Origin of the sequence: Mycolicibacterium sp. 624 (assembly GCF_040548615.1) — a bacterium.
In the GTDB taxonomy this organism is placed as follows: domain Bacteria; phylum Actinomycetota; class Actinomycetes; order Mycobacteriales; family Mycobacteriaceae; genus Mycobacterium.
The window spans coordinates 202396-224527 of sequence record NZ_JBEPRZ010000008.1; the positions used below are offsets into that span (position 1 = coordinate 202396).

19 protein-coding genes are annotated in these 22132 nt (G+C 66.9%); 6 read left to right on the plus strand and 13 right to left on the minus strand.

The window, feature by feature from the left end; all coding sequences use genetic code 11:
• Positions 1 to 6: 6 nt before the first annotated feature.
• The 10 genes from ABIA65_RS27650 to dop form a co-directional block, all read right to left on the minus strand.
• A complete protein-coding gene (locus ABIA65_RS27650) occupies positions 7 to 1497 on the minus strand; it encodes an aldehyde dehydrogenase family protein (protein WP_354525556.1) in 1491 nt (496 codons plus the stop codon).
• Between the two features lie 10 nt (positions 1498 to 1507).
• Positions 1508 to 2626: an aromatic ring-hydroxylating oxygenase subunit alpha gene (locus ABIA65_RS27655; protein ID WP_354525557.1), complete on the minus strand. Its 1119-nt coding sequence runs from the start codon at positions 2624 to 2626 to the stop codon at positions 1508 to 1510.
• Entirely contained in the window at positions 2623 to 3774 is a 1152-nt protein-coding gene (solA, locus tag ABIA65_RS27660; RefSeq protein WP_354525558.1) for an N-methyl-L-tryptophan oxidase, read from the minus strand. The genes ABIA65_RS27655 and solA overlap by 4 nt, the downstream gene beginning before the upstream one ends.
• Positions 3775 to 3779: 5 nt before the next feature.
• Positions 3780 to 6236, minus strand: coding sequence for a GcvT family protein (locus ABIA65_RS27665; RefSeq protein ID WP_354525559.1), 2457 nt, complete (start codon positions 6234 to 6236; stop codon positions 3780 to 3782).
• 349 nt (positions 6237 to 6585) lie between these two features.
• Positions 6586 to 7845, minus strand: a complete 1260-nt coding sequence (locus ABIA65_RS27670; protein WP_354525560.1) for a methyltransferase family protein — start codon at positions 7843 to 7845, stop codon at positions 6586 to 6588.
• Positions 7842 to 8804, minus strand: a complete 963-nt coding sequence (locus ABIA65_RS27675; protein WP_354525561.1) for a hypothetical protein — start codon at positions 8802 to 8804, stop codon at positions 7842 to 7844. Before ABIA65_RS27675 ends, ABIA65_RS27670 begins: the two co-directional genes overlap by 4 nt.
• 5 nt (positions 8805 to 8809) lie before the next feature.
• A complete protein-coding gene (gene prcA, locus ABIA65_RS27680; RefSeq protein ID WP_354525562.1) occupies positions 8810 to 9541 on the minus strand; it encodes a proteasome subunit alpha in 732 nt (243 codons plus the stop codon).
• A complete protein-coding gene (prcB, locus tag ABIA65_RS27685; RefSeq protein WP_241404820.1) occupies positions 9538 to 10434 on the minus strand; it encodes a proteasome subunit beta in 897 nt (298 codons plus the stop codon). Before prcB ends, prcA begins: the two co-directional genes overlap by 4 nt.
• Positions 10431 to 10622 carry a ubiquitin-like protein Pup gene (locus ABIA65_RS27690; protein ID WP_241405612.1) on the minus strand — a complete coding sequence of 64 codons (192 nt, stop codon included), beginning with the start codon at positions 10620 to 10622 and terminating at the stop codon, positions 10431 to 10433. The genes prcB and ABIA65_RS27690 overlap by 4 nt, the downstream gene beginning before the upstream one ends.
• Positions 10623 to 10711: 89 nt before the next feature.
• Entirely contained in the window at positions 10712 to 12220 is a 1509-nt protein-coding gene (gene dop, locus ABIA65_RS27695) for a depupylase/deamidase Dop (protein ID WP_354525563.1), read from the minus strand.
• Between the two features lie 64 nt (positions 12221 to 12284).
• Here dop and ABIA65_RS27700 point away from each other — a divergent pair, with 64 nt between their 5' ends.
• Genes ABIA65_RS27700 through ABIA65_RS27710 form a run of 3 tightly spaced genes read left to right on the plus strand, consistent with a single transcriptional unit; the run spans position 12285 to position 15411 of the window.
• On the plus strand, positions 12285 to 13520 hold the full coding sequence (locus ABIA65_RS27700; RefSeq protein WP_241404818.1) for a metal-dependent hydrolase family protein: 1236 nt from the start codon (positions 12285 to 12287) through the stop codon (positions 13518 to 13520).
• Positions 13517 to 14689 (plus strand): hypothetical protein, encoded by a 1173-nt coding sequence (locus ABIA65_RS27705; RefSeq protein ID WP_354525564.1) that lies wholly within the window; start codon positions 13517 to 13519, stop codon positions 14687 to 14689. The genes ABIA65_RS27700 and ABIA65_RS27705 overlap by 4 nt, the downstream gene beginning before the upstream one ends.
• Before the next feature lie 32 nt (positions 14690 to 14721).
• Positions 14722 to 15411 carry a response regulator transcription factor gene (locus ABIA65_RS27710; RefSeq protein WP_241404816.1) on the plus strand — a complete coding sequence of 230 codons (690 nt, stop codon included), beginning with the start codon at positions 14722 to 14724 and terminating at the stop codon, positions 15409 to 15411.
• Here the strand turns inward: ABIA65_RS27710 and ABIA65_RS27715 are convergent.
• Complete coding sequence (locus ABIA65_RS27715) at positions 15372 to 16754, minus strand: HAMP domain-containing sensor histidine kinase (protein WP_241404815.1); 1383 nt, start codon at positions 16752 to 16754, stop codon at positions 15372 to 15374. The two genes, ABIA65_RS27710 and ABIA65_RS27715, sit on opposite strands and share 40 nt — an antisense overlap.
• Before the next feature lie 20 nt (positions 16755 to 16774).
• Here ABIA65_RS27715 and ABIA65_RS27720 point away from each other — a divergent pair, with 20 nt between their 5' ends.
• Positions 16775 to 17974, plus strand: a complete 1200-nt coding sequence (locus tag ABIA65_RS27720) for an energy-coupling factor transporter transmembrane component T family protein (protein ID WP_241404814.1) — start codon at positions 16775 to 16777, stop codon at positions 17972 to 17974.
• Here ABIA65_RS27720 and ABIA65_RS27725 read toward each other — a convergent pair.
• Together ABIA65_RS27725 and arc are read right to left on the minus strand one after the other, a co-directional pair.
• A complete protein-coding gene (locus ABIA65_RS27725) occupies positions 17949 to 18977 on the minus strand; it encodes an NADPH:quinone reductase (RefSeq protein WP_354525565.1) in 1029 nt (342 codons plus the stop codon). The genes ABIA65_RS27720 and ABIA65_RS27725 overlap by 26 nt on opposite strands.
• Before the next feature lie 135 nt (positions 18978 to 19112).
• The gene (gene arc, locus ABIA65_RS27730; RefSeq protein WP_241404812.1) at positions 19113 to 20951 is read right to left on the minus strand and encodes a proteasome ATPase; all 1839 of its coding nucleotides are present in this window, start codon (positions 20949 to 20951) and stop codon (positions 19113 to 19115) included.
• A 145-nt stretch (positions 20952 to 21096) separates the two neighbouring features.
• Here arc and ABIA65_RS27735 point away from each other — a divergent pair, with 145 nt between their 5' ends.
• Together ABIA65_RS27735 and lppK are read left to right on the plus strand one after the other, a co-directional pair.
• Positions 21097 to 21600 (plus strand): MTB12 family secreted protein, encoded by a 504-nt coding sequence (locus ABIA65_RS27735; protein ID WP_241404811.1) that lies wholly within the window; start codon positions 21097 to 21099, stop codon positions 21598 to 21600.
• 10 nt (positions 21601 to 21610) lie between these two features.
• Positions 21611 to 22129, plus strand: coding sequence for a lipoprotein LppK (gene lppK / locus ABIA65_RS27740; protein ID WP_354525566.1), 519 nt, complete (start codon positions 21611 to 21613; stop codon positions 22127 to 22129).
• Positions 22130 to 22132 lie beyond the last annotated feature (3 nt).

Consider the following 22132-nt stretch of genomic DNA (forward strand, 5'->3'; position numbering starts at 1 on the left):
GCCCCCTCAACTCTTGAACCAGCCGGCGGGTGCCGGTGCAGTGTTGTGCCAGATGTGCTTGATCTCTTGGTATTCCGCAAGCCCGGTCGGTCCGAGTTCACGTCCGTTGCCTGACTTCCCGAAGCCGCCCCACTCCGCCGCGGCGGTGTAGTAACCGAAGTCGTTGAGCCAGACCGTTCCGTGCCGCAATGCACGTACCACTCGCTCACCGCGCGCCGGATTGGATGTCCGAACACCCGCCGCGAGCCCGTACTCCGTGTCGTTGCCCAGCCTTATCGCCTCGGCCTCGTCGGTGAATCGTTCGACTGTGAGGATCGGCCCGAAGGTCTCCTCCTGGACGATCCGCATCGACCGGTCGCAGCCGTCGAATATCGTCGGCAGGTAGAAGCTGCCGTCGGCCAGCGCCCGTTCGGTCGGCCGCGCGCCACCGGTGACCAGCCGCGCCCCTTCCGATATGCCCTGGGCGACATGGGCTTCCACCTTGGCGCGATGCTCTTGCGAGACCAGCGGACCGGTCTCGCTGGTCGGGTCCATTCCTGGCCCGATTCGGATCGCCTCGGCGCGCCGGGCGAGGGCGGCGACGAAGTCGTCGGCTATGGACTCCTCGACGATGAGGCGGGTGCCCGCCGAGCACACCTGACCGGAGTGCAGGAAAACCCCGGTCAGCACGTGGTCGACGGCTGCGTCGAAGTCACCCGAGTCGGCGACATCGGCGAACACGATGTGCGGGTTCTTGCCGCCGAGTTCGACCGCGACCTTGGTGACGTTGGCGGCGGCGACCTTCGAGATGATGGTTCCGGTCGCCAGGCCGCCGGTGAACGAGATGAAGTCGACTGCCGGGTCGGCGGTCAGTGCCTCACCGAGCACGGCGCCGCTGCCCTGCACCAGGTTCACCACCGACGGCGGCACACCCGCCTCCTCGAGCAGGTGGACGAAGGCGATCGTCGACAGCGGCGTGACCTCGCTTGGCTTGGCGACCATGGTGCATCCCGCACCGAGTGCGGGCGCGATCTTCCACGACATCTGCAGAAGCGGGTAGTTCCACGGCGCGATCAGTACGCACACGCCGATGGGTTCGTGGACCACCCGGCTGATGACGGCGGGATCACCGACGTCGACGACGCGGTCGGCCTGCACCGCGACGAGACCGGCGTAGTACCGAAACACCGAGGTCACATCGTCGATATCGATTCGGCTTTCGGCCAGTGTCTTTCCGGTGTCCTCGGTCTCCAACCGGGACAACGACTCCTTGTCCCGCTGGAGCAGGTCGGCGATCCGGTTGAGCAGCGCAGCGCGCTCGCCGGCCGATGTGGCGCGCCAGGCCCCGTCGTCGAAGGCGGCACGTGCCGCGGCGACGGCGTCGCGGGCGTCGTCGGGAGTAGCCTCGTCGACGGTCGCGGCGACGGTCCCGTCGGCCGGATTGACGATATCCCTGGTGCCGCGGTCGGACGCGTGACGCCACCGACCGCCGATGTACAGGTCTGGCTCACCGTCCATGGGTCACCCCTCACTCACCCAGACGGGACACTACCCACTGCTGGAACTCCGCGATGTGGTGTTCGGTGGGGACGAGCACACCGCCATTGCGGTAGGCCCGCGACGACATCGCCGGTTGGGTTCGCTCACACGCGGCGAAATCCTGCTCGTTGACGCGGTGGAACAGGTCCACCGAGCGAGACACGTCGCGCCCGGACGCCACCAGGTCGGCGGTGTAGAGCCAGTCGCACTCGACGATGGTCCGGTCGGCGGCCACAGGAGACATGCGATGAAAGATGACGTGGTCGGGAACCAGGTTGATGAAGACGGTCGGCTTGACTGTGATCGCGTAGTAACGCCGGTCCTGCTCATCGGTGACACCGGGCAGACGCTCGAAACCCTCGGAACCGTCGATGGTGAATCCGCATACTTCCGAACCGAATTCGGCACCCCGACCGACGTTCGCCTGCGCCGCCGTGCCGCGGACGAACTCCGGGAGCACGCCGACGAGTTCGGGATGGATCGAACTGCAGTGGTAACACTCCATGAAGTTCTCGACGATCAGCTTCCAGTTGGCCGCCACGTCGTAGACGATCCGGCGGCCCACGTCCAGACCGCCGATACCGTACCGGTTGATCGCATCAGCGTCACCGAGCGTCCTCGTTGCCTCGGCGACGACGTCCTCGAACGGCGGCGGTGTATCGGACAGGCAGACCCAGGCGTAGCCGAGCCACTCGGTGAGCGCGACCGGCACCAAACCGTACTGATATCGGTCGATCGGCGCGCCGTCGTCGCCGGTGAGTGACCCGATGTTGGGTGCGGCGACGAGTTTGCCGTCCAGGGCGTAGGTCCAGGAGTGATAGGGGCAGCGCAGGTTGCGTCCCAGCTGTCCCTGCTCCTCGACGCACAGTTGAGCGCCGCGATGTCGGCAGATGTTCAGGAAGGCCCGCAACAGTCCGTCCCTGCCGCGCACCAGCAGAACGCTCTCGCGCCCGACCTGGACCTTCTTGAACTGACCAGCCAGCGCGAGGTCGGCCGTCCGCACCGCACAGAACCACGTCGCCTCGAAGATGCGTTCCTGCTCGGCGGCGAAGACTGCGGGATTGGCGTAGTAGTCACCGCCGAGTGTGGCGCGCAGGTTGCTGGTCATGTGGTCACCAGTCGCTTGGGGTCGAACAACGAGATGGGGTGGCCGGTCGCGCCGTCGATGGCGAGGTCGGCGAGGATCTCCCCGACTACGGGGACGAACTTGAAACCGTGTCCCGAGAAGCCGCACGCCACCGTGACGTTCGCGCTGTCGGGGTGCCGGGCGATGACGAAGTGCTCATCGGGGGTGTTGGAGTACATGCACGTCGCCGAGTGCACGCACGTGCCGTCGAGCGCGGGCAGCAATTCGGCGGCCCGGCCCCTCATCTCGACGATCTCCTGGTCACTCACGGTGCGATCGATCGTCTCCGGTGTGCACACGGTGCCCTTGCGGAAGAACGCGACCTTGACGCCGCCGCGCGGACCGTCGATGGCGGGGAAACCGTATATCTGCTCGCCGCGTGCGTTCTCATCGATGAAGATCGGGTGGTCGACGAAGGGCGCGGTCCCACCGACGGGGTCAAGCCAGTACAGCACCTGGCGCTCGATCGTGATGGGGATGCCGAACTCGGCGAGCAGCTGCGGGGCCCAGGCTCCCGGGCAGATCACCAGCTGCCCTGCGGTGTAGCTGCCCCGCTCGGTGCTGACCCGCACGCCGCCGCCCGCCGTCTCGCTCCAGTCGAGTACCGGCTCACCGAAATGCAGCTCCGCACCGGTGAGTTCGGCGAGATCTATATGCGCCTGAACAGTCATCTCGGGGCGGGCGAACCCGGCCTTGTCCTCATACAGCGCGACATCACCGGCCGCGGGAGTGAAGTTCGGGAAGCGGGCCGCGACGTCGCGGCCGTCGAGCAGCTCGTGCGGCAGGTCCCACTGCCTGCTGGCGCGCAGACTGCCCGCCACGGTGAGACAGTCTGGCGGCCCGATGAACAGACCTCCGGTCAGCCGGTAGACCTCGCGTTCGGAGTCGCGTGCCAACTGCTCCCACAGTTCGTAGGCGCGCAGCAGTAGCGGTACGTAAGCCGGGTCCTCGAAGTAGGACTGCCGGATGATGCGGGACCCGCCGTGGCTGGAACCCAAGGAATGCGCAGGCGTGAACTTCTCCAGCCCGAGGACGCGTTGGTTACGGGAGGCCAGATGGTAGGCGGCGGCGCTGCCCATGCCGCCGAGGCCGATGACGATGACGTCGTAGTGCGTTGTCGATGAGGTCATGGGCACTACCGCCTGATCCGGGTCATGTCGGGGTCGACGACGGGTTCGGCGTGCACGACGGCGCTGTGCCGGGTGCCGCGGTAGTCGACGGTGACGGTGTCCCCCACGCCCGTTTCCGCGGGCAGCCACGCGTAGGCGATGGTCCGCCCGACGGTCGGCGAGTACCCTGCGCTGGTGACGTAGCCGATGCATTCGGAGCCGCGTTCGCCCAGATACACCGGCTCCTTGCCCAGCACCACGGCGTCGGGATCGTCAAACACGATGCTGCGCAACGTGGTCGACGGGGGCTTCGCGGATTGCAGTGCGGCCCTTCCGACGAAGTCGTCCTTGGCCATTCGAACGGCGAAGCCCACACCCGCGGCGTCGGGCAGGTGCTCGGCGGTCATGTCGGTTCCCCAGCTGCGGTAGCCCTTCTCGATGCGCAGGCTGTTGAACGCAATCCTGCCCGCTGCGATGACGCCGTGGTCGCGACCGGCGTCGAACAGCAGGTCCCACAGCGCGGTGCCGTACTCGGCTCCGGTGTAGATCTCCCAGCCCAGCTCCCCCACGTAGGAGACCCGCATCATGGTGACGGGTATGGCGTCGAGGTAGGTGTGCATGGCGCGGAAGTACTTGAACGCGTCATGCGAAAGGTCATCGGGGCAGTGGGGCGCCACCAGATCGCGGGCCAGCGGCCCCCACACGCCTACGCAGCACGTTGCGCCGGTGATATCGCGCACCGTCACCGAGCCGTCACCGGGCAGGTGCCTGCTCAGCCAGTCGAAGTCCAGCGGCGAGTTGGCGCCGACCTGGAAAGTGGTCTCGGCGAGGCGGGCAACCGTGAGATCGCTACGCACTCCCCCGGTTTCGTCGAGCAGCAGCGTGTAGGTGACCGATCCGACGCTCTTGTCGACGTTGTTGGTGGTCATCTGTTGCAGGAAGGCCGCCGCACCCGTGCCTGCCACCTCGTAGCGGGTCAGCGGTGTCATGTCGTACATCGCGACCTGATGCCTGGTCCAGTGCGCCTCGGCGATCGAGATCGGCGACCAGAAGCGTGCTGACCAGTCGTCGCGCTCGGGGACGGCCAGACCCTCGGAGTAAAGCCGTTGCGCCAGTTCTGCGTTCGCCTCGTAGTACGCCGGGCGTTCCCAGCCGCCGCCCTCGTAGAAGAACGCACCGAGTTCCTGCTGACGGGCGAAGAAGGGGCTGGTACGCAGGCCGCGTAACGCGGTGCGGAACTGGTGGGGATGGATGATGTCGTAGACCTCGACGAACGCCTGCGAACTGGTCGTCGTGACGAACTTCGGGCTTCTGGCGACGTCCTCGAACCGGTAGAGATCGCACTCGTGCACGTCGACCGAGGGCGCGCCGTCGATGATCCACTCGGCGGTCGCCTTCGCAACGCCCGCGGAATGCGTCACCCAGACCGCTTCGGCAACCCAGAATCCGCTCAGGTCGCGGTGCTCACCCATGATGGAGAAGCCGTCGGGGGTGAACGAGAAGATGCCGTTGAACGCCTCCTCCACCTTGGAATCACTCAGTGCGGGAAGAAGTTTGCATGATTCACGCCACCCGGGTGCGAAGTCCTCCTCCGTGAACGGAAGCATCGACGGCATCGACTCCCCCGCGGTGTCGGCCATCAGTGTCGACATGTCGACCGGCATCGGATCGTGCCCGTAGTAGCCAATGCCGATGCGGTCGAGGTGCTCGCGGAAGTACAGATCCTGGTCCTGGTGACGCAGGATCGGAAGTCCCGCCTCCGACTGTTCGGTGTTGCGTCCGACCAGCGCGGGGATCTGTCCAGTCCTCGCGTACTGGTGGGCCATCGGCACCAGTGGCACGACGAGACCGACCTTCTTGGCGAACTGGGCACCCCAGAACCCCGCCGCACAGACCACGACGTCGGCGTCGATCACGCCGTCAGCGGTGGCGACGCCGACGACACGGCCCCGCTTCTCGACGATGCCCACCACGTCGGTGTGGGGCAGGAACCGGGCACCGCGGTCCCGTGCCCGCCACGCCTGCGCCTCGGCGGCCCGCACCGCCTTGGCCAGTCCGTCGGCGGGGGTGTGGAACCCGCCGAGCACACCGTCGGCGTCCAGCAGCGGATGCAGGTCGACGCACTCCTCGGCGCTCACCAGGTGGCCCTCGATGCCCCACGCCTGCGCCCAGCCCGCCTTGCGGTGCAGGTCAGCCCAGCGCTGCGGGGTGGTGGCCACCTCGAGCCCACCGACCGGATTGAAGCACCACCCGTCGGGATGCTCGAGTGTGGAGAGCTTCTCGATGGTGTAGCGAGCGAAGGTGCTCATCGTCTTGGAGGGGTTGGTCGCGAAGACCAGCCCGGGCGCGTGCGATGTCGACCCGCCTGTCGAGAAGAGCGGTCCGCGGTCGACAACGGTCACGTCGGTCCACCCGCGGGCGGTCATCTCGTCGGCGAGTGAGGTGCCGACGATGCCCGCTCCGATGACGACGACTCTTGGCATCGACCACCCCCGCATTTGTTGCGACTATCGCAACGCGTTGTGCGTAACGCAACAAATCGTCCACCAGTGAGCGTGCGCCGTCAACAGGGACACACCTGGGAATCGACTGCGAACCGCAGCGAGGTCGCATCGACGGCGGGTACTACGGCCCCGCCGCGGCGTTGGCGATCGCGGACATCACCACACTCGACGCCCCAGTGGCGGATGTTCAACGCCCTTTAGGGCAGTACCGAGACACTCAGCCCCGTCTCGACAACTACTCGTCACGGCTCGGTTGCACACCCGACGGCGGGACATTTAACACCGCTGGGGTGCCCGGAGATGTTCGCCGGGCTGATTCGCGACGCCGTCACCGGCTGATCGGCCGCGGGGCCGCCCCGACCGCGTCGGCGAGCAGTTGCACGAACCACGACAGCACCGGCGCGCGCACCACCCAGCCGACGACCGCCCAGCCGAGTGAGATGTGTTCCAGTGCCGCACCGATGGCCTGAGTACCCTGCAGCACAACCGAATCCGACTCGTAGCGGACGCGGCGCAGATCCTCGGGGTGATCTTCGGCAGGTTCGATCACCAGCGCGGTCAGCTGCCGGCGCTGCAACCAGCCCGCGACTGCGCTGCAGGAGTCACACGTGACCGCCGCGTACAACCGAGCCGGCGACCGGTGTGGATAGGGTCGCCACCGCGGCACCCAGTCGTGCACCACGCGGCGATACCCGAACCAGGAGTCGCCGAACCGGCCGGCCAGCTGGTCGCGTTCGTGCCACCCGGCGATGCCCGCGCTGAACACCGCACCGCCGCCTGCGGCCAATGCCAGTCCCGGCTCGGCGACGACGGCCGCGCCGATCACGATCAGCAGAACCGCCGCGGCCTGCATAGGATTGGCGAGGAACGCGTAGGGACCCGACGTGACCAGACGCTGCGGCGGATCCCATGGGAACGGGGTGCCGCCGTGCTGGGCGAACTCGGTCACCGCTCGCAGCGCGATCACCGCCACCACCGCGGCGAGCTGGAGTAGAACCCAGTCCCCGGCACCGCCGACCCGATGCGCCGCCTCCGACCAGGACACGCCGGTCAGCGCGAAGGTCGCCGCGGGAATGACGAACAGCAGCAATCCGCCGAACAGCACCACCTGCAGACCCGATCGCAGCCCCAGCACCCGGTGGCGAGCCGTCGCCCAGCCCAGCACCACTCCGGGCAGCAGACATATCAACACGGCAAGCAGCTCTCCGGCCCACCAACCTGGGTGCAGCCACACCAGCGGAGCCAGGCCGCCCATGGCGACGATGTCCGCGGAAATCAGAATTACAACCGTCACAACGGGATTCACCCACCGGAGCATCAGCACCGGCACGGCGCCCCACAGCAGCGCCCAGCCGAGGATCACATCGACGGGAACACCGAACCACATCAGCCCTTCGGTGCCGAACGTCCACCACCCCATCGCTACGGCGACGCCGTTGAGCGCCGTCAGCCACACCGCGTTCCACAGCGTCGCCAGGGCGGCACCGACCCGTTCCCCGGGCGCCGCCACCCAAAGTGCCGCCACGAGTACCGCCGGGACCAGCACCGCACCGTTGCGCAGCGTCGTGACATCCAGCCCGGTGGTCACGACCGGATGTCGAGGGCGTCGAGCAGATATCCGGCGGCCCGTTGGATCACCACATGCTCGATCGGCCCGAAGTACCAGGCCGGGGCCAGCCGTCGGGTGTAGCTCAACGACCAGGTGATCTCGGTGTGTTCGGCGTCGATGGCATGCCAGCTAACATCCGACGATCGCCAGGTCAGCCAGGTGGCCAGGGGTGTGTCGTCGGCCACCGGTCGCAGCTGCACCGAGTCTGGCGTCCTGGCGGCCACTTCGAACTCCAGTGCCGACGACGCCTCACCCCAATGGTGTTGTGCGATGAACCCTGGCCGGTGGTGCGCGCCGGCGAACATCACGGTCCGCCGGTCACCCACTGCGAGACCGCTGCCGTGGTCCATCAGGGGTTGCGGAAAGCCAAGCGCAAGGACACCCGCCGGCTTCACATCGCCGAACCGCAACGGTCTGGTCAACGCCGCCGCCACCTGATCCACGGTGGCCGCAACGGTGCGGGTGGCCGTGACGGTGCTGTCACCGGGCAAAGTCAGCGCGGGGACCACACCTTCGAGCGACAGCACCAGTGCCAACGCGGGCAACACCGCGATGCGCGCACCCGACGGCCGGCCCGACTTGCGGACCGCGCCGACGATCAACGCCACGATAATCCCGACCCCGTAGAACAGCGGCGCCGAGATGATCACGCAGACAAAGCCCTCCCCGGCGACCGGCATGGCGAGAAGCAACAGGATGGTGATCGCCTTGAGCGTCATGGAGATCAGCCGGTCCGGGTTCGCAGTGAGCGTGAGGATCAGTGCCAGGACGGTGGGTATGCCGATGTAGAACGCCGCGCTCTGGCCCAGCCCGACGCCTTTGACGACCTTGAACAGCACGACGCCGACGACGAACGCGAGGATCAGACCGGCCAGCGACCACTGCGCGCGACTAGGCCGGTAGAGCCGCGGCGCCGGCGAATCTCCCCCCTCGACCACGTCGCCTACTCGGCAGGCGGGGTATCCGGCGGCTCCGGGAGCAGCGCTTCGAGCGCCGCTCCGGTGATCCGACGGAAGGCACGACGTGGCCGGTTGGCGTCGAGCACCGCGATCTCCAACGTGCTCGGTCCGAGAACACGCGGCTCCGAGCCGTTGCCCCCGGCGCCCGCCGACAGCGCGTCGACGGCGATCTTGACGGCCTCGCCCAGACTCGCGTTCTCGGTGAAGGTGTCATTCAGCGCGGTGATGATCGGCTCGGTGGTGCCGCCCATGGCGACGAAGTGCGGCTCGTCGGCGATCGACCCGTCGTAGGTGATCCGATACAGCTCAGGAGCCTTGGTCTCGCCGAAGTGCGCGACCTCGGCAACGCACAACTCGACCTCGTACGGCTTGGCCTGCTCGGTGAAGATCGTGCCCAGCGCCTGCGCGTACCGATTGGCCAGCTGCCGGCCGGTGACGTCGCGCCGGGAGTAGGCGTAGCCCTGCGTGTCGGCGAGCTGGATGCCGCCGCGGCGCAGATTGTCGAACTCGTTGAACCGGCCGACGGCGGCGAAGCCCACCCTGTCGTACAGCTCGCTGACCTTCTGCAGTGACCGCGACGGGTTCTCCGCGACGAAGAGCACACCGCCGGAGTAGGCCAGCGCAACGACGCTGCGACCGCGCGAGATGCCCTTGCGCGCGAGTTCGCTGCGCTCGCGCATCGCCTGTTCGGGCGATATGAAGTAGGGGAAGCTCACAGCTTGTCCTTACCGTCATCGGGGCCGAAGGTGTCGGCACGCGAACGGCTTTGGATGACATCGCGAGCTATGCCGGCGATGCGCTCCTCGGCGATCTCCTGAGCCCCCTCGGCCTCGATCACCACGGCCGTCGGATAGATACCGCGGACCAGGTCGGGCCCGCCGGTTGCCGAGTCGTCGTCGGCGGCGTCGTACAGCGCCTCAACAGCGACCCGCAGCGCGGACTCGGCGTCGGTCACACGCGAGTACAGCTTCTTCATCGAGGACTTGGCGAAGATCGAGCCGGAGCCGACGGACTGGTAGCCCTCCTCCTCGACGTTCCAGCCACCGGCTGCGTCGAATGACACGATGCGGCCTGCGCCGTCGCGGTCGGCGTCGTCCAGGTCGTAACCGACCAGCAGCGGCAGCGCCACGAAGCCCTGCATCGCCGCGCCAAGGTTTCCGCGCACCATGATCGCCAGCCGGTTGACCTTGCCCGCGAACGTCAGCGCAACACCCTCGAGCTTCTCGTAGTGCTCGAGTTCCACCGCGTAGAGGCGCGCGAACTCGACGGCGATAGCCGCCGTACCCGCGATACCCGTGGCCGTGTAATCGTCGGTGACGTAGACCTTCTGCACGTCGCGGCCGGCGATCATATTGCCCTGGGTGGACCGTCGATCACCCGCGATGAGGACGCCGCCGGGGAACTTGAGCGCGACGATCGTCGTCCCGTGCGGCAGCGCGTTGGTGGGTGCCGCGTTGGTCGGTATCTGGGCGCCATCGGCTCCCATCGAACCGCCCGCGGGCAGCAGGTGGGGTGCCTGCACGCGCAGCATCTCCGAGAAGGACGAGGAGTCCATGGCAGATACTCGGGAAAGGGGGTTGAAGGACTTGTCGCTATGCGGCCAGGTCACTGTCCGCCCTTTTGGACGTACGCGCGAACGAAGTCCTCGGCGTTCTCCTCGAGGACGTCGTCGATCTCGTCCAGCAGATCGTCGGTCTCCTCGGTCAGCTTCTCGCGACGCTCCTGGCCTGCGGCCGTGTCGGTGACGTCATCGTCCTCGCCGCCGCCACCGCCGCGCTTGGTCTGCTCCTGAGCCATCGCTGCCTCCTGCATCTCATCGACGGACTCCACAGCTGTCCACCGGTCACTTCACACTACCGTTCGAGGTCGAGATTTCCTGGGCAGACTCAGTTCGTGAGCTGCTCGACAAGTTCTGCGGCACTGTTCACCGAATCGAGCAACGCCCCGACGTGGGCCTTGCTTCCGCGCAGGGGCTCCAATGTGGGGATCCGCACCAGCGAGTCGCCGCCGAGATCGAAGATCACCGAGTCCCAACTGGCCGCGGCGATGTCGGCACCGAACCGGCGCAGGCACTCCCCTCGGAAGTACGCCCGCGTGTCGGTGGGCGGGTTGGCGACCGCACTCAGCACCTGCTGCTCGGTGACCAGGCGTTTCATCGATCCACGTGCCACCAGACGGTTGTACAGACCCTTGTCCAGCCGGACGTCGGAGTACTGCAGGTCCACCAGATGCAGTCGAGGGGCTGACCAACTCAGGTTCTCGCGCCTGCGGAAGCCCTCGAGAAGACGCAGCTTGGCCGGCCAGTCCAGCAGTTCCGCGCACTCCATCGGGTCACGCTCGAGCAGGTCGAGGATCTCCGCCCACGTCTCGACGACGTGGGTGGCGCGCGGATCCGGATCCTTCGCGTCGACGAGTTTGGCCGCCCGGTCCAGGTAGATGCGTTGCAACGCAAGTGCTGTGAGTTCCCGGCCGTCGGCGAGAGCCACCGTGGCGCGCAGCGTCGGGTCGCGGCTGACGACGTGCACCGCGTGAACGGGTCGGGCCAGGGCCAGATCGGAGAGGTCCAGACCGTGCTGGTGGCCCTCCTCGATCAGGTCGAGAACCAGCGACGTGGTGCCGACCTTGAGGTATGTCGACGTCTCGGCGAGGTTGGCGTCACCGATGATGACGTGCAGCCTGCGGTACTTGTCGGCGTCGGCGTGCGGCTCGTCGCGCGTGTTGATGATGCCGCGCTTGAGCGTGGTCTCGAGGCCGACCTCAACCTCGATGTAGTCGGCGCGCTGGGTCAGCTGGAAGCCGGGTTCATCACCCGAGGGCCCGATACCGACCCGGCCCGAGCCGGTCACGACCTGGCGTGACACCAGAAACGGCGTGAGCCCGGAGATCACCGCGGAGAACGGCGTCTGCCGGCTCATCAGGTAGTTCTCGTGCGTGCCGTACGAGGCGCCCTTGCCGTCGACGTTGTTCTTGTACAGCTGCAGCTTGGCCGCGCCGGGCACGCTCGCGACGTGACGCGCAGCGGCCTCCATGACGCGCTCACCGGCCTTGTCCCAGATCACCGCGTCCATCGGGTCGGTTACCTCGGGCGCCGAGTACTCAGGATGTGCGTGATCCACGTAGAGGCGGGCGCCGTTGGTGAGGATCATGTTCGCGGCGCCGACCTCGTCGGCGTCCACGATGGGCGGCGGGCCGGACGACCGGCTCAGGTCGAATCCGCGCGCATCACGCAGTGGTGACTCCACCTCGTAGTCCCACCGGGTGCGCTTGGCACGTTGGATCCCGGCGGCGGCGGCGTACGCGAGCACGGCTTGCGTCGACGTCAGGATCGGATTCGCGGTCGGATCGGACGGCGATGAAATCCCGTACTCGACCTCGGTTCCGATGATCCGTTGCATCCGACAACCCTAGGTGACGCCAGGTAGTTGCGGTCAGCGTGGTTACTTGGTGCAGTAGTCCCCAATGAGCGCGACGACGGTTTTCCACAACTGCACATTGATCGACGGCACCGGCGCGGCGGCAGTACCCGACGCCGTCATCGTCATCACTGACGGACGGGTGCAGTCAGCCGGGCCCGCAGACCCGGCCGCCGAACTACCGGCCGACGCCGTCGACCTCGGCGGTAACACCGTGTGCCCGGGCTTCTTCGACTGCCACGTCCACTTCGGGCTCCCCGGCACCGGCGGCCCACCCCTCGACAAGGCGCTCAAGCCGCCGTCATACGGCCAATTCCAACTGATCGAGCGGTTGCGCACGACACTGCACAACGGGGTGACCACCGCCCGCGACCTGATGGGCGTCGACACCGGCGTCCGTGAGGCGATCGCCGACGGATTGATCGAGGGCCCCCGGCTGCTGGTGGCCATCAACATGCTCAGCCAGACCTCGGGACACGCTGACTTCCACCTCCCCTCGGGTATCGACCTGACCCCGCTGATCGGCGGATCGATCGTGGACACCGTCGACGCGGCACGGACCCGGACCCGAGAACTCATCCGGGCCGGCGCCGACGTCATCAAGATCGCGACAAGCGGCGGTGTCTCCTCACCCAACGACGACCCGACGTGGCTCGGCCTTCGCCGCGAGGCGATCTCGGCCGTGGTCGAGGAGGGACGCAACTACGGCGGCCGACCGGTGGCCGCACATGCCATCGGATATGCCGGGATCCGCGCGGCGGTCGAGGCAGGTGTGCACAGCATTGAGCACGGCTACGCGCTCGACGACGATCTGCGCCATCAGATGGTCGAGCAGGGCACGTTCCTGGTGCCGACCCTGCTCGAGACCATGCAGCCCGTCACCGCATCACCGCAGGGCGCCGCCAAGAGCGCCAAATGGCATGCGATGGCCCATGATTCGGTGCACGCCTCGGCCGCGGCAGGCATCCGCATCGCCGTCGGCACCGATGCGGGCCTGAGCCCGGCGCACGGAACCAATCTCAAGGAGCTCGGGCTGCTGGTGCAATTCGGTGGGCTGACACCGCTGCAGGCGATCGTGGCGGGCACCTTGACCTCGGCGCAGCTGTGCGGGGTGGACGCGACGCTGGGTTCGGTGGAGCCGGGCAAGATCGCCGATCTTGTCGTGGTGCGCGGAAACCCGTTGTCCGACATCGACTCTGTTGGCGATGCCGCGAACATTCTGCTGGTGCTCAAGGAAGGCGTCGCCGCAAGCAACCGTGGCGGATTCCGGCTGACGTCATGACGAACACCGCCGAGGTGGACGAGCGCGTCGCCGCCGAACAGTGGTTCCTGCGCCACGGCCTCCCCTCGGTACTCACCCCGCGCGCCCGCTGGCGGCGCCTGTGGTGGCGCAGCGCGCCCGCACTTGTCGCGCTGACAACAGTTTTCGTGGCCATCCGGATCATCACCCTGGCTTCCGGCGGCGGGGATATCAACATCGACGCCCACCCGACGCCGGCCGAGTGGGTGATCCTCACGGTTCTGCTTGGCGTTGCACCGGTGGCCCTCGGAGCGGCGATGCTGGCATCGCGAGTGGTCAGCCAACGCGGGCGACGCCTGATCGTGGCGGTGTCGTTGATCGTGTGCGCCCTTGTGGATGTCGTGTCGAGCGAGCCCCTATCCATCCTTGGAGACCTGGTGTCCACCGCGGTCGCGGTGGTGCTGGTCCTCGCCGTCATCGGTCTGGGGATCGGATCCGTGGTGGGCTGGTCGATTCGGTTGACACTGGCGCATCTGAAGTCGGTGGGAGTGTTGTTCACTCGGGCCCTGCCGGTGCTGCTGTTGACGGTCCTGGTGTTCTTCAACGGCCCCGTGTGGTCCATGGCCACCACGATCAGCCGCGGCAGGATGTGGCTGCTCATCGGGTTCATGCTTGCCATCGCCGGGGCATTCCTGTTCACCGGAGTCGTGGAGCGAGTGCGCCCGACGTTGACATCCGCCGTCGTGCGCGACGAGGACATCAAGCAACTTCAGGACACGCCATTTGGCTCGATGCCCGACCCCGACAACGGCGATCACCTCACCATTCCGCTGTCACGCGGCGAACGCGCCAATGTGACGTTCGTCGTCGCGGTGTCCCAGTTCGTTCAGATCGCTGTCGTGGCACTGGTCACCTCGGTCATCTTCCTCATCATGGGCATGGTGGCGCTGACGCCTCAACTGCTGACACGCTTGACGGTGGACGGCGACCCGCAGGGCACCTGGCTCGGCATGATGCTGCCCATCCCCCAGGCTCTCATCCACGTGGCGATGTTCCTGGGCGCGCTGACCTTCATGTACATCAGCGCCCGCTCGGTGGGCGACGGCGAGTATCGTTCCCGGTTCCTCGACCCCCTGGTCGACGACGTCCGAGTGGTTCTGCTCGCGCGGGGTCGATACCGCGCGTACGTCACGCGCTCCCACCGGACCTGACGACATCCCTCGATGGAAGAATCAACCACGCAATGAAAGTCCTAGTAGTCGAAGACGAGCCACTGCTCGCCTCGACCCTGGCCATCGGCCTCCGCGCCGAGGGTTGTGTTGTGGTCGAGGCGTCCAACGGAGTCGACGGCCTGTGGCATGCGGTCGAGGACGAGTTCGACGCCATCGTGCTCGACATCATGCTGCCCGGTCTCAACGGCTACGAGGTGCTCCGTCGGATGCGCAGCCGCGACGTCTGGACACCTGTGCTGATGCTGACCGCCAAGGACGGCGAGTACGACCAGACCGACGCGTTCGACCTTGGCGCCGACGACTACATGACCAAACCGTTCTCGTTCATCGTCCTGGTGGCCCGGCTGCGCGCGCTCGTTCGGCGTTCGGCGCCGCACCCGCCCGCTGTGCTCACGGCAGGCACGCTGACGTTGGATCCGTCCCGGCGCATGGTGCAACGCGATGCGACGCAGATCTCCCTGACACCCCGCGAGTACGGCCTACTCGAGTTCTTGATCCGCAACAAGGACACCGTGGTGACGAAGACCGAGATCCTGCAGAACGTCTGGGACGCGCACTATGAGGGCGCCGATAACGTCGTCGAGGTGTACATCGGCTACGTGCGCCGCAAGATCGATGCGCCCTTCGGCACCAGCACCATTGAGACCGTGCGGGGTGTGGGCTATCGCCTGGTGTCCGGTAGCGGTGCCAAGGGCAACTGAAGCCTGACCACCGTGCCGGGAAGATGCCCGGACTCGATCGCCACGGTGCCGCCGTGGGCCATGACGATCTCCCGAACGATGGCCAGCCCGAGGCCTGTCCCGCCTGCGCTGCGCGACCGATCCGAATCGAGCCTCACGAAGCGATCGAACACGCGAACCCGCTCGGCGAGCGGGATTCCGGGGCCGTCGTCGGCAACCCTGACCACGACCTCTCCATCGCCCGGCACGACCTCGACGTCGATCCGTGACGCTGCGTGTCTTGCCGCATTGTCAAGCAGGTTGCGCAACACCCTCGACAGCGCTGCGGCATCGCCCCTCATCCGGGCGGGGGCGAGGTCGGCACGAACCTCCAGCGACGAGGTGCGGCGCAACTGCTCGACCTCGGCGGCCGTGAGGTCATCGAGGTCGACGTCGTCGAGTGCCACGGACAGGCCACGCTCGTCGGCACGGGCGAGTAGTAGGAGATCATCAATCAGCGCCTTCATCCGCTGCGCCTCCGGAATCAGGGTTCCCGCCGCGAGAGTGGCGTCGAAGACCTCGGGATGGGCGGCGGCGACCTCGAGTGCGGAGATGATGGACGTCAACGGACTCCGAAGTTCGTGGGACGCGTCTCCGACGAAGCGTTGCTGCGCAGCGTGACCCGACTCGATGCGTGCGAGCATCTCGTTCATCGTCACGGCAAGGGCGGCGATCTCGTCCCGGCTTGCGGGTACCGGCACCCGGCCGGACAGATCCGAGGTGGTGATTTCGGCGACGCGGGAACGGATCTCGTCGACCGAGCGCATTGAGCGCCGGACCAGCAGGTAGGTGGCGAGGCCCGCCACCCCGATGACGATAGGTGCCGCGACGGCCAGCGCGATGGCGATGTTGCGCACCGTCGCGGTGACCGCGGCGCTGCCCTCGCCCACGAGAATCGTGTATCGCCCATCTGGGCCGTCGAGCGTCTGCGCGCTGAAGCGGATGCTGCCGTAGGGGGCTGAGCGACCGCGAATCCCGATCCGCAGACCGGTGCCGACGTCCTCGATCGGAATGAGGGCGGTGGTCGGTGCCGACGCCGAGCGCAGGACGACGGTCCCCTCGGCATCGATCACCTGGATGGCGACGATGGATTCGTCGGTGTCCAACAGCACCGCATCGACCGCAGCGGGCCCACCCGACCGCACGTCCTCGGCCACGGCCGCCACCCGGGCGGCCGCCTTGCTGTCGACACCGAACAGCATCGCCTCGTACTGGACGAGAACCAGACCCGCGCCCGAGATGGCCAATGCGATGAACACCACGGTGGCCGCGACGAACGCCGATCGGGCCGACACACCCCAGTTCGACGTCAGTCCCCTCGCCATAGTGGCACCAGTCCATCACAATGTCAGCCGTGTCCGACATGCAGCAGGTGCACGAGTGGTTCCTCCATCGCGGCCTGCCACTGGTGCTCACCCGCCGGGTGCGCTCACGCGACCTGATCAAGCGCTCCGCACCGATGGTCAGCGGTGTCGGCGCGCTGACCGCCACGACGATGCTCCTGGCCGAACTCACCAGCGAGGGCCCCGACTACGGATACGCGCTGCGGCTGGGCGTCATCGGCGCGGCCCTGCTGGCCGCCCCGTTCGCGCTTCATCTGTTGCACAGGACGGGGACCAGACTCGGCGAGGCGGGCAGGCGCAGCGCCGCCGCGCTCGTCATCGCCATCTTCGTGATCGTCATGCCCATCACGGTGAGCGGGTGGTCCAGCGCGGCGGCCGCCGAAGCGCCGATCTTCGTCGCCATCACGCTGCTGGCGATCTGGTTGACCTACTTGGGGTTCGGATCGATCGCCGGTTGGGCCTTCCGGTTCGCATGGGTGCAACTGGGCGCACTGGGCACACTCATGAGCCGGGCGCTGCCCCTTCTCATGCTGACCGTGGTGGTCTTCTTCACCGGCGAACTCTGGCAGCTCGCGGCACGGATGACGCGCCAAAGGCTCTGGCAGGTCATCGGTTTCCTGGCCCTGGTCGCCCTGCTGTTCGTCATCGCCACGATCCGCGACGAGGTACGTGCGCTGCGCGACGATAGGGCCGGGCCGCGCGATCCCCGGGAGCTGCTGGCGGGGACTCCACTGGCCGACGGCATCGACCACGACCCGGCGCGGACCCCGCTGTCGCGAGCCGAGCAGTTCAACGTCGTGGCCGTGATGGTGGTGTCGCAGGCCATCCAGGTGGCGTTCTTCACCGCGGGGCTCTTCGCGTTCTTTCTCGCACTGGGCGTCATCGCGATCCCCGACGACGTGGCCGTGCTGTGGTCCTCGGAGGAGACCTGCGCGGTCGGTCAACCACCTTGTGCCGGAACGTGGTTCGGCATCCACATCCCGATCCCGCAGACCATCGTGCACACGTCACTGTTCGTGGCCGTGCTGTCCGGCCTGTACTTCACTGTCAGCACCAGCGTCGACCCGCTGTACCGGCAGCGGTTCTTCGAGCCGCTGATCGCCGACGTGGCGGTGAGCCTCGCTGGCCGGGACGCCTATCTGGAGATGGAGTGCGAGCCCGACCCCGGACATGACCTCACTCGCCAGCCCCGACATCAATGACCACCTTGCCCACCACCGCACCCTGTTCAACGGCGGCATGCGCCTCTGCCACTTGATGGAGGGGGTAGTGGACGAGCGGCAGCCCATGGACGTCACCCACTCGAAAGCCGCCGTCGGCGACGGCCTGATTGACGTCGGCAATCGCGTTCAGCTTTGCCTGGCGCGGCGTGTGATAGGTGTAGACACAGCACAACGACACACTCTTGGCCAGCAGCGGAGCTGATGGAATCGGGAGCAACTCTCCACTGCCGTAAGTGCAAAGACTGATAACGCCGTTCGTGGCGATTGCCGCGATGTCAGTGCTCAGATTGGCAGCGAGGTCCACTTCCGCGATGATCGCCACGCCTTCCGGTGCCACCGACAGAACACGCTCCGCGACGTTGTCCTGGCGATAGTTCACGACGTGCTGTGCACCGGCATGGCGCGCCAACTCCTCTTTTCGCGCGTTGCTCACGGTGGCGATGACCGTGGCGCCAGCCCACACCGCCAACTGCACCGCCGCATTACCGACCGCGCCCGCACCACCGTGAACCAGTACAGATGTGCCGCTCAGCGCCCCCGGCGCGAGCCGGTTCGGGGCCTCCGGCCCGACCGTCAGCATCCGGTGCGCAGTCAATGCTGGAATTCCGAGCGCGGCACCCAGTTCGAAGCTCGCATTCGGCGGCAACGGCACAGCATGTCGGGCCGGAATGACGACGAACTCTTGAGCCGTACCCGTCGGTCGTCCAAATGCCGTCTCCCACAGCCATACTCGATCACCGGCCCGAAGTTCGGTGACGTCGTCGGCAACTTCGTCCACGACCCCGGCGCCGTCTTGGTGAGGCACCTGCTCGGCGAATCTCAGTGCGGACGACTGTCCGGAACGCCACCGCCAATCGGTCGGATTGACGCCCGAGACCACGACGCGGACCCGCACATGGCCGGGTGGCACCTCGGGCACTTGGCGATCCACCAGCTGCAGTACCTCCGGTCCACCCGTACGCGTGTAGACAACCGACTTCACAATTCTCCCTCGCCATGCATTCGCATTGGAACCGCGGTCAGATGGTCGCTATTCCCATGCCGTGCACCCCGGACACAGCAATCAGGCCAACAGCTATGCGCTGTTGGCCTGGTCGCTGTTCGGTTTCGGGTGGCTCTACAGGTACTGCCCCAGGTTCGACTCGGTGTCGATAGCCCGGCTGGCGCTCGAGCTCTTGCCCGTGACGAGCGTGCGGATGTAGACGATCCGCTCACCCTTCTTGCCCGAGATCCGGGCCCAGTCATCGGGATTGGTGGTGTTGGGCAGATCCTCGTTCTCAGCGAACTCATCGACTATCGAGTCCAGCAGGTGCTGGATTCGCAGGCCGTGCTGACCCGACTCGAGGACCGACTTGATCGCGTACTTCTTGGCGCGGTCGACGACGTTCTGGATCATGGCACCGGAGTTGAAGTCCTTGAAGTACATGACTTCCTTGTCACCGTTGGCATAGGTGACCTCCAGGAACCGGTTGTCGTCGATCTCGGCGTACATCCGTTCGACGATCTTCTCGATCATCGTCTTGATCGTCAGCGCACGGTCACCGCCAAACTCGGCGAGATCGTCCTCGTTGACCGGCAGGTTCTCGGTCAGGTACTTGGAGAAGATGTCCTGCGCGGCCTCGGCGTCCGGGCGCTCGATCTTGATCTTGACGTCCAAGCGGCCGGGCCGCAGGATCGCCGGATCGATCATGTCCTCACGGTTGGAGGCGCCGATGACGATGACGTTCTCCAAGCCCTCGACTCCGTCGATCTCCGACAGCAGCTGCGGGACGACGGTGGTCTCGACATCGGAGCTGACACCTGTGCCTCGGGTCCGGAAGATCGAGTCCATCTCGTCGAAGAACACGATCACCGGGGTGCCCTCGGACGCCTTCTCCCTCGCCCGCTGGAAGATCAGGCGGATGTGCCGCTCAGTCTCGCCGACGAACTTGTTGAGCAGCTCCGGGCCCTTGATGTTGAGGAAGTACGACTTCGCCTCGCGGGAGTCCTCGCCGCGCAGCTCGGCCATCTTCTTGGCCAGCGAGTTGGCGACGGCCTTGGCGATGAGGGTCTTGCCGCATCCGGGCGGGCCGTACAGCAGCACGCCCTTGGGCGGCCGCAGCGAGTACTCGCGGTAGAGGTCCTTGTGCAGGAACGGCAGCTCCACGGCGTCGCGGATCTGCTCGATCTGTCGGGTCAGGCCGCCGATGTCGCCGTAGCTGACGTCGGGGACCTCCTCGAGGACCAGATCCTCGACCTCGGCCTTGGGGATGCGCTCGAACGCGTAACCCGCCTTGGTGTCCACCAACAGTGAGTCGCCCGGCCGCAGCTTGCGGGGCCGCAGGTCGTCATCCAGTTCACCGTCCGGGACGGCGTCGGGGAGAAGCCCGGCGGCGACCAACGGCTCGGCGAGCCACACGATGCGCTCCTCATCGGCGTGGCCGACCACGAGGGCACGGTGGCCGTCATCAAGCACCTCACGCAGCGTGCTGATCTCACCGACCGACTCGAAGTTACCGGCCTCGACGACCGTCAACGCCTCGTTCAGGCGAACGGTCTGGCCCTGCTTGAGCGTTTCGACCTCAATGTTCGGTGAGCAGGTCAGGCGCATCTTGCGACCCGAGGTGAACACGTCGACGGTGTCATCGGGGTGCGCTGTGAGCAAGACGCCGTAGCCGCTCGGGGGCTGGCCGAGCCGATCGACTTCCTCGCGCAGCGCCAGCAACTGCTGCCTGGCCTCCTTGAGGGTGTCCATCAGCTTGGCGTTCCGCGCTGCGAGCGAGTCGATCCGGGCCTCCAGCTGGTGGATGTCCCGGCCGCTGCGCACACCCCCCGAAGCGCCGGCGACATCCGCGATCTGCTCACGCAGGATCGCGGCCTCGCGCCGAAGTTCTTCCAGTTCGGCAGCGTCGTCACTTGACATGCCGTTGCTTGATGTGGGAGTTCCGAGGCCTTCAGAACGCTCTGACTCACTCATATTGCGCTCCTCCCCGCACCGAAAGTTGGTGCAGTAACACCTTCAACGCTACCGGCGATTCAGTCTTTGTGTGCGGTGTAGGAATTCGACACACCCATATCACTGTTAGCCTTTGAGTTCAGATGGGCCGATCGAAAGGACCGCCGTGACCCTGAAAACCCTCGTTACCGGCTTCGTGACCACAGCTGCCGGAGTTGCTGTGGTAGCCGCTGCAGCGGGTGGTGTGACGTCGATTGCATCGGGCGCGCCGTCGCAGGCACCGGCCATCCAACCCGTCGTCTGGGACATTCCGCTTCCGCAGGCCCCCGCACCCGACCTTCAGGCACCCCTGGTTCAGACGCTCAGCGGTCTGGCCGGCCCCGGTTCGTTCTCCGGCAAGCAGGTCTACATCGAGGGTGGCCTCGGCCGCATCGAGACCGTCGGCGCTGACCGCAAGTTCAGGCAGAAGCAGGCCGAGGGTTACTTCCCGCTGTCCTTCGTGGTCTCCGACGTTGACCAGAACGGGCCGCTCGCCACCGCGAACGTCACCGCCACGGCCGCCACCGGCGCCACCGCAACGCAGCCCATGACCTTCGTCGCAGGCCCCAGCCCCACCGGCTGGCAGGTCTCGAAGGCATCCGCACTCGCACTCCTGTCGTCGGTCGGCTAATTCGACGCTGGTGCGCCGCACCCCCGCGCGAGTCCTGAGCGCCGTCACCTTGGTGGCGGCGTTCGGGCTGTCCGGGTGCGGCGGCGACGCACGCACTGCCCAGCCAGGGCCACCACCCACCAGCACCACCGAGGTGGCACCGCCCGTGGCGCCCCTGCCCGCCCCGGAAGTGCTGGCCGACGTCGTCTACCGGCTCGCCGACCCATCGATTCCCGTTGAGCAGAAGGTGGGGCTGCTGCAGTACGGCACCGTCGACGACGAGCCCGCGCTGAAGAACTTCGGCGAGGCACTCGCCGCCAACGGGTTCGCCCCGCTGTCCGTCACGGCGACCGACCTGGCATGGGCGGGACAGCCCGCTGACGTCACCGCCAATGTCACCATCGGGTCGAGCGCCCCGGCCGCCAGGCCTTTCAGCTACCCCATGCAGTTCAGTCCCCTGCGCGACGGCTGGCAGCTGACCCGGCGCAGCGCCGACCAACTGCTGCCACTCGTCAGCGCCGCCAGCCCGAGCCCGACACCCACGGGCTGACAT

Bases quoted from the DNA above. Each gene is read 5' to 3' on its own strand.
- ABIA65_RS27650 (WP_354525556.1), bottom strand. From the start codon at position 1,497: ATGGACGGTGAGCCAGACCTGTACATCGGCGGTCGGTGGCGTCACGCG.
- ABIA65_RS27655 (WP_354525557.1), bottom strand. From the start codon at position 2,626: ATGACCAGCAACCTGCGCGCCACACTCGGCGGTGACTACTACGCCAAT.
- solA (WP_354525558.1), bottom strand. From the start codon at position 3,774: ATGACCTCATCGACAACGCACTACGACGTCATCGTCATCGGCCTCGGC.
- ABIA65_RS27665 (WP_354525559.1), bottom strand. From the start codon at position 6,236: ATGCCAAGAGTCGTCGTCATCGGAGCGGGCATCGTCGGCACCTCACTC.
- ABIA65_RS27690 (WP_241405612.1), bottom strand. From the start codon at position 10,622: ATGGCTCAGGAGCAGACCAAGCGCGGCGGTGGCGGCGGCGAGGACGAT.
- dop (WP_354525563.1), bottom strand. From the start codon at position 12,220: ATGCAACGGATCATCGGAACCGAGGTCGAGTACGGGATTTCATCGCCG.
- ABIA65_RS27700 (WP_241404818.1), top strand. From the start codon at position 12,285: ATGAGCGCGACGACGGTTTTCCACAACTGCACATTGATCGACGGCACC.
- ABIA65_RS27705 (WP_354525564.1), top strand. From the start codon at position 13,517: ATGACGAACACCGCCGAGGTGGACGAGCGCGTCGCCGCCGAACAGTGG.
- ABIA65_RS27710 (WP_241404816.1), top strand. From the start codon at position 14,722: ATGAAAGTCCTAGTAGTCGAAGACGAGCCACTGCTCGCCTCGACCCTG.
- ABIA65_RS27715 (WP_241404815.1), bottom strand. From the start codon at position 16,754: ATGGCGAGGGGACTGACGTCGAACTGGGGTGTGTCGGCCCGATCGGCG.
- ABIA65_RS27720 (WP_241404814.1), top strand. From the start codon at position 16,775: ATGTCAGCCGTGTCCGACATGCAGCAGGTGCACGAGTGGTTCCTCCAT.
- arc (WP_241404812.1), bottom strand. From the start codon at position 20,951: ATGAGTGAGTCAGAGCGTTCTGAAGGCCTCGGAACTCCCACATCAAGC.